Source organism: Syntrophomonas sp. UBA1041 (genome assembly GCF_002316705.1).
GTDB lineage: Bacteria > Bacillota > Syntrophomonadia > Syntrophomonadales > Syntrophomonadaceae > DTU019.
Genome location: NZ_DCEA01000012.1, coordinates 13,504 through 20,259, shown reverse-complemented (window position 1 = coordinate 20,259; position 6,756 = coordinate 13,504). Strand labels below are relative to the sequence as shown.

Annotated in this window: 7 protein-coding genes; 1 reads left to right on the top strand and 6 read right to left on the bottom strand. The window is 43.4% G+C overall.

Annotated features, from left to right (window positions below):
* From B2633_RS02415 to B2633_RS02405, 3 genes are all read right to left on the bottom strand, one after another.
* Positions 1–423, bottom strand: a 423-nt coding sequence (locus B2633_RS02415) for a biotin transporter BioY (RefSeq protein WP_483168942.1), incomplete at its 3' end; no start/stop codon positions are given.
* 645 nt (positions 424–1,068) lie between these two features.
* On the bottom strand, positions 1,069–1,896 hold the full coding sequence (locus B2633_RS02410) for an aldo/keto reductase (protein WP_483168941.1): 828 nt from the start codon (positions 1,894–1,896) through the stop codon (positions 1,069–1,071).
* 6 nt (positions 1,897–1,902) lie between these two features.
* Positions 1,903–2,865 carry an NADH:flavin oxidoreductase gene (locus B2633_RS02405; protein ID WP_483168939.1) on the bottom strand — a complete coding sequence of 321 codons (963 nt, stop codon included), beginning with the start codon at positions 2,863–2,865 and terminating at the stop codon, positions 1,903–1,905.
* Positions 2,866–3,056: 191 nt separating this feature from the next.
* On the opposite strand from B2633_RS02405, the gene B2633_RS02400 reads away from it, so the two are divergent.
* Positions 3,057–3,962 carry an AraC family transcriptional regulator gene (locus tag B2633_RS02400; protein ID WP_483168938.1) on the top strand — a complete coding sequence of 302 codons (906 nt, stop codon included), beginning with the start codon at positions 3,057–3,059 and terminating at the stop codon, positions 3,960–3,962.
* 381 nt (positions 3,963–4,343) lie between these two features.
* Here the strand turns inward: B2633_RS02400 and B2633_RS02395 are convergent, their stop codons facing one another.
* The 3 genes from B2633_RS02395 to B2633_RS02385 form a co-directional block, all read right to left on the bottom strand.
* A complete protein-coding gene (locus B2633_RS02395; protein ID WP_483168937.1) occupies positions 4,344–5,099 on the bottom strand; it encodes a nitroreductase family protein in 756 nt (251 codons plus the stop codon).
* A gap of 16 nt (positions 5,100–5,115) precedes the next feature.
* Positions 5,116–6,000: an SDR family oxidoreductase gene (locus B2633_RS02390; protein WP_483168936.1), complete on the bottom strand. Its 885-nt coding sequence runs from the start codon at positions 5,998–6,000 to the stop codon at positions 5,116–5,118.
* Positions 6,001–6,066: 66 nt separating this feature from the next.
* Positions 6,067–6,756, bottom strand: a 690-nt coding sequence (locus B2633_RS02385; protein WP_483168934.1) for an NAD(P)H-dependent flavin oxidoreductase, incomplete at its 5' end; no start/stop codon positions are given.

Below are 6,756 nucleotides of genomic sequence, written 5' to 3'. Positions count from 1 at the left end.
GCCCATTGGGGTATGGGTAATGTAGGAATACCACGCAGTGCCAAAGAGATAGGCCACTGCCCACCCTGCGTAAATGGCGGCCGCCAGAACCTTGGGAGACTTACCAAACCGCTGGATGATATAGCCGGCAAGATAGGCGCAGCCAATATAGGCGATGATATAGCCGCCCGTCGGCCCAAAAACACGCTCAAGCCCACCTCTGAAGCCGGAAAATACCGGTAGGCCCACAGCTCCCATCAGCACAAAAACGGCTTGGCTTAATGCGGCAGACCGGGCACCCAGCAATCCGGCGGCAAGAAAGGTAGCAATGTGTGCCAGATTAATGGGCACAGGCCCGATGGGAATAGATATTTGTGATAGCACAACGGTGGCTGCGACAAACAGAGCGCATAAAATTAGTTCATTTGTTTGAATTCTTCTCATTTGATTTTCCTCCATGTAATTTTGTCTTGCAACAGTATAAAAGAAAAAGAGCTAATTGTCAACTATTATTAAAATTCAAGTTTACAATAGAGATATGAAACATGGAGGTAGGCTTTGAAAGGATGAACAACCCGAAAGGAATCCAACCGCTGCATACCGATACTGGAAAAGGAATTCGATTGTAATGGATAGCATTAGGCAAGCTGTTTCTTTCTATGCGGCACACTTCTGAAATGAAACCATGAAATTTTATAGCAGCCAGAAGAAGCAACGCTATACCATAGATCCGCCAAATTATTTTAATGCCGCCTTGCCCGCCCTTGGTATCAATCCCCTGCCTTTTCAACTTCCCGTTTATCCGCAAATAAAGGTGTCATTATATTGGCGGAACGTGTACTCACTGAATACATCAATACACAGAAAGACGCACTTATCACGCTCTCCGCAATCTCCTTTTTCAACACAGGAAAAACAGCGGTTTTGACTTTGATTTCAAAACCGCCGTTTAGCTAGCTATTTCAATAAGCGCGCAGGTTACACCTCCTAAACAACAGTTTAGTAACCTTGTTGTACTATCAAAACGATTTAATTGTGATTATTTCCATAAGAGATTTCCAGTTACTTAGTTTGTATTATTCTACAGTATTAAAAATTGAAGTTATCTGGGTTGGACCCCCAACGATAGTTCTGATTAAGAGTATCAATTTCTTTCATGTCTTCACTACTTAGCTCAAAATCAAAAATATTTGCATTCTCACGAATTCGTGTATCATGAACGGATTTGGGGATTGTAACAATTCCATTTTGTAAATCCCACCTAAGGATAATCTGTGCGGGTGTCTTTCCGTGCTTTTGCGCCAGCTTATGTAGAACAGGAATATTGAACTGGCCTCGTATTAAAGGTGCCCAAGCCTCCATTTGAATTCCTTTTTCTTTGCAAAAATTTCGCAGTCTTTGTTGTGAGAGCAAAGGGTGAAGTTCCACTTGGTTCACCATAGGAACCGTCTCATAATTTTGCATAATAGCGTTTAGATGTTGCTCATGACAATTGCATACACCAATAGCCCGTACATAGCCTTCTTTATAAAGCTTTTCAAATGCTCTCCATGCCTCCAGATATTTACCTCTCGCAGGCCAGTGAAGCAGATAAAGATCAAGATATTCAAGCCCCAGTCTTTTTCTGCTGCCTTCAAATGCCCTGAGCGTTGTTTCATATCCCTGATTGGAATTCCATACTTTAGTCGTTACAAACAAATCTTCTCTTGCTACACCGCTTTTTCTGATTGCCGTTCCCACGCCGCTTTCATTGTAATAAGCCTCTGCGGTGTCAATGCTCCTATAGCCCGTCTGTAAAGCCGTTAGGACAGATTGCTCCACTTCATGGCCATCTTTAACCTCATACACACCCAGCCCCAACCAAGGCATTTTGACTCCATTGTTTAGAACAATAGCGTCCGTAATCTTATTAATCATATTGATTTACCAACCTTTCCGCAAAATATTGCTTTCATGAGTATTTTGCCACTCATTCACTAGATGTGACCGCTTTAACAGTGGTCTTGAGATTGAAAAATACTCGATATTCTTTGTATTTAGTATTTCTTCCATAACCGCAGGCGTTCTATTCAATCCGACTAATATGATGGGCACTTTTGTCTCCTCTGCAATTTGCGCTGCATAATCTCTTAGTACGGATTCTGAATAATCGAACGCTGGATGAAGGTTGAACGGCCCTGTGCCCGCACTAATTTCAATAGAGTTAATCCCTTTAATGGCAAGTTGTGCACATACATAACGGCACGCTGTAAAAACTTTATGGTTCCCGTCAAGGTCTGTACAGTTAATTTTTATAGAAACATGAAAGTCCTTATTGATCTTTTCTCTGATTTCAGCGTAAATTCCAAGCAGAATTCTTGCCTGATTTTCCAAGCTTCCTCCATATTCATCCCGTCTGGTGTTTTGCCGGTTGTTTAGAAGTTGACTTAAAAAATAGTTATGTGCTGCATGGATTTGTATACCATCAAAGCCAGCGCGTTTGGCTCTTAACGCGCTCTCGTCAAACGGTTGTAGAATAGCCTCCAATTCTGCTGTGGAGGGATTAGACGGCGTCCATAAAACACCGCCACTTCCCGCGAATGGAAGCCGAATCAGCATGGGGCAATCGTTCATATGACTCATATCAGTTAATCTTTTATAGTCTTCTATAAATGAATCATCATAAATTTCCATCATGCCTGTCAGATATTTGGATTTCTGAGTGATGTTAGTAACGCCGGTAATAATTAAACCAACACCGCCTTCGGCTAAATCTTGATACGCTTTAAAAAATCTATTAGTCATATGTCCAGTCTCATCTGCTAGCCCTTCGTAGGTAGCTGATCGGATAATCCTGTTTTTCAACGCGATATTACCTAAATGGGTTTCATCAAATAGAGTTTTCATCGTGCATTCCGCTATCCCCCTTGGCTTTTGTCATGCGGTTGACCATATGTAAGTGCAGACTAAGCATTGTAATTCCCGTTATAAGTAAGTATACCAAAAAAAGTTATTCGGAGGTATCATAAAAGTCGGGGTTTCTTGCCTAATACTCCAGAATATGGTATAGTAAGCTTGCGAACAGGAGGAAAACGAGTATGGACGAAATAAAAACGAAACAGCAGGAACTGGCATTACTAATTAACCGTTTTATAAACACGGATGGAACGCAATTAACTGCAATCCCGTCTATGTGCCTGATCCGGGCGTCAAGTGTATCAGAGCGGCTGTATACTGTTCAGGAGCCGTCCCTATATGTGATTGCCCAAGGTTCAAAAATAGTGATTTGTGCGCAAGAGACTTATCAATATGATCCTACATCCTATATGATCGCTTCGATACATCTTCCTATTTGCTGCCAAATCCTTCACGCATCTCGTGAAGAGCCTTTCTTAGGTATTCAACTTACATTCACAGCAGATCAAATTTTAGATATTATGAAAGAATCGGGTCAATCACGGCAAGACAAGCTGCGTCCGGATCGGGGCATATTGGTGAGTGAAACAAGTCCTCCGCTACTGGATGCAGTAATCAGACTTGTTCGTTTGCTGGAGACACCGGCCGACATCCCCATATTGTCGCCGCTAATTATGCGGGAGATATTTTACCGGGTTTTGCAGGGAGAGCAAAGCGATCGCGTTCGTCAGTTCGCTATGATTGGCAGCCAGGCGCAATCTATAAGCAAGGTCATTGAGCTAATTCAGCAAAATTTTAATAAGCCACTGCGCGTTAAAGCGTTGGCAAAAGAGGTTAACATGAGCCCATCAACACTTTACAGCTGTTTTAAGAAAATTACTGCAATGAGCCCAATACAATATCAAAAACAAATACGGCTTCACGAAGCACGTCGTTTGCTGATCTCTGAGCCAATAAATGCCGCGGAGGTTGCCTATTGTGTCGGCTATGAGAGCCCGTCTCAATTCAGTCGGGAATATCTGCGGTTATTCGGTCTTCCGCCCAAGCTTGATTCAAAACGTTTACACAACGCTTTGAATCAGCGTTAATTTTAAAGCAAAATTCAGGTTCCGGCGAAGCATGAAAAGCGTAGCGGCGACCCTTCAAAAGAAATAAGCAGTGGCTTTGTATTCATTGGAATTCTCCTAGCCAAAGCCGCTGTATTCCATCTAAGGGCATAGCTTTTAAATGTTTCCCATATACAGAAAACGACGGCCTTGATTTTTCAAAGCCATCGTTAGATCGTCTATATCATGTTTAGGCGCAGAAAATTACACCATAGCAGCGTTTTTTTTATTAACCGCTAGACGAATGTTTCTTCAAGTTTTTTTACATTTATCGTGCATCAGCAAAATTTTATAAATATATCTCTCCTTTTGCCTATTTATAAAAAACTCATTTTGAGAAAAGGCGTATAGCCAGACATTTGTCTAATTCTTTATAAATGAAATCAACTTTTCATACAGCGTATCATCCATTTTCTTTACGTTATCAGCCGTTTGTGGCGCTGCCCACTTGGTATAGTAGTTTTCAAGATACGTATTACATCCTCCTGTTGCTCCAAAATGATTTTCTGGATCATTTACTGTTTTAATTATTTCCTCGCATTGCTCTGCCGTCAGTTTCTGATAAGTACCATAATGGACAACGCCGGCATCATTAAGCCGCCCGGCTTTGTAATCAGGCGCTTTATCTTCATATCCAAGCAATATGGCAGCCACAGGAAAGATATGTTTGTCCGGTAAGTTTAATTCCTCGTATATTTCAGCCAAATCTTTACGGTTAACATTATGAATGCTGTTTGTAAACATAGAGGCAAAGCCGAGTGAGGTTGCTGCGATAACGGCAGTCTGCGCTGCAAGGACTGCATCGGTATGGGCAGTTAAAAAGCTAAATAAATTATCATAATCACTTGGATAACCCAAATATTCTCCTATGTCGTAAATACGGTTAAAATCGGCACAGAAAAGCAATGCCATCGGTGATTTTACACCGCAGCCAATAATCTTCTGCACCTTATCCTCACCGTCTATCACCACAATTGAATAGCTTTGCCTGTTTGAAGCATTTGCCGCTCTGACACAAGCATCCAAAATGATTTTAATGTTTTCTTGGTCAACCGGATGAGATGAAAAATTTGTATGTGTAGTATGCAGGTTATAGATCGTTTTCAATGTTTCATTCATTGTTATTCTCCTTAGTTTATTTTCCTATAATGTCAGCAGTCAGTGTAGGTTCTACCGGTTCCCAACCTAGCATCTTCCGTGTCAACGCATTCGATGTCGGATTGTCCATTAGGACAAACGGTGTAAGCCATCCAAAATGCGCCTCCGCAGCTTCGGGTGAAATACTGGACACGGGCAGGTTCAGGCGTAGGCCGATTGCCTCGGCGATGTTCTTAAAGGGTATGCCTTCTTCGCCAGCACCATGCAAGCGTGAACCGGCAGGAGCAGATTCCACAGCCAATCGAAATAATTTTGCCGCATCAAGCCGATGTATGGCGGGCCAGCGGTTCGATCCGTCGCCGACATATGCGGAAAAACCTTTTTCACGGGCAAGATAGGCCAGACTTGTGGCAAAGCCTTGGCTGCTGGCATCATGTACGCACGGTGCGAGACGTACAGCAGATGACCGCACACCACGCTCAGCCAGAGCAATTGCCATCTTTTCCGCTGTGCTTCGCGGCGATCCCGGTGATCCATCCTGTGGCTGATCTGCCTCTGTTGCCGGTCGTCCTAAGGACGGAACCATTGTGGTTACAGACGTAATCACAAACGGCTTGCCAGAACCGGAAAGGGTGTCTCCGATTGCTTCTATGGTATGCAGATCGTCTGTAATCGCTTTAGCAAAGTCGGTGAAACTGTTGTCAAAGGCAAGATGAATGACGCCGTCCGCTGCTGCAGCTCCACTTTGCAAACTGCTGAGGTCATCAAGATTACCGTGATGTACTTCGGCTCCAACCGCATTGAGCAAAGCAGCCGCCTTATCCGAGCGTGCAAGACCGACAACCTGATGACCGGCGGCTATAAGCTCTTTAACAACAGCAGATCCGATAAACCCGGTAGCGCCTGTAACAAAAATACGCATGATAAAATCCTCCTTTAATTGTTCTGTAATTGTATGAAATGTTGGGGCAGCTACGAATAATAACCGTTAAATTACTGTCCGGCCTAATATCCTTTCGCAGTCGGATACCGTCGTTTCAATAATTTCTTTGGCTGGCCGTTTTTCTTTCAGCAATGGTACGATTTGCCCAACCATAATAGAACCGTTCACAATATCACCTTCACGCAAGGCTCTTTTCACAGCGCCGGCTGTTTTTTCCTGAAAGCCCGCCATGACTATTTCTTTGGAGTTATTCGCTTGAAATGCAGTAATGTCGTCCGTGTACTTATTGCGTATCTGCCTGCTTGTGTTGTAAATGTTAAAACCTGTCATCACTGTTTCCATATCACCAGTTTTGATAATTTCATCCTTACAAGCATCTGCAATATCGCATTCATCTGCAAGCATGAACGCCGAACCCATCTCAATCGCTTGTGCGCCTAATGTTAATGCCGCAGCCATTGTTCTCCCGTCGCAAATGCCGCCGCTGGCTACTAATGGAATATTTATACAGTCGGCGCCTTGCGGTATCAGAACGGATGTAGTTTCTTGGCTCACCAGACCGCCGCCTTCCCAGCCTTTTAGGATAATCACATCCGCTCCGGCTTCCTGCGCTTTTAGAGCGTCACGAATAAAACAAGCCTTGAACACAATTTTCATGCCCGCCTCGTGCCAGCGGAAAAAGTGCTTTTTTGCCAACTCAAGATCCAAGTTTGCAAGGATACCCGCATATATGAC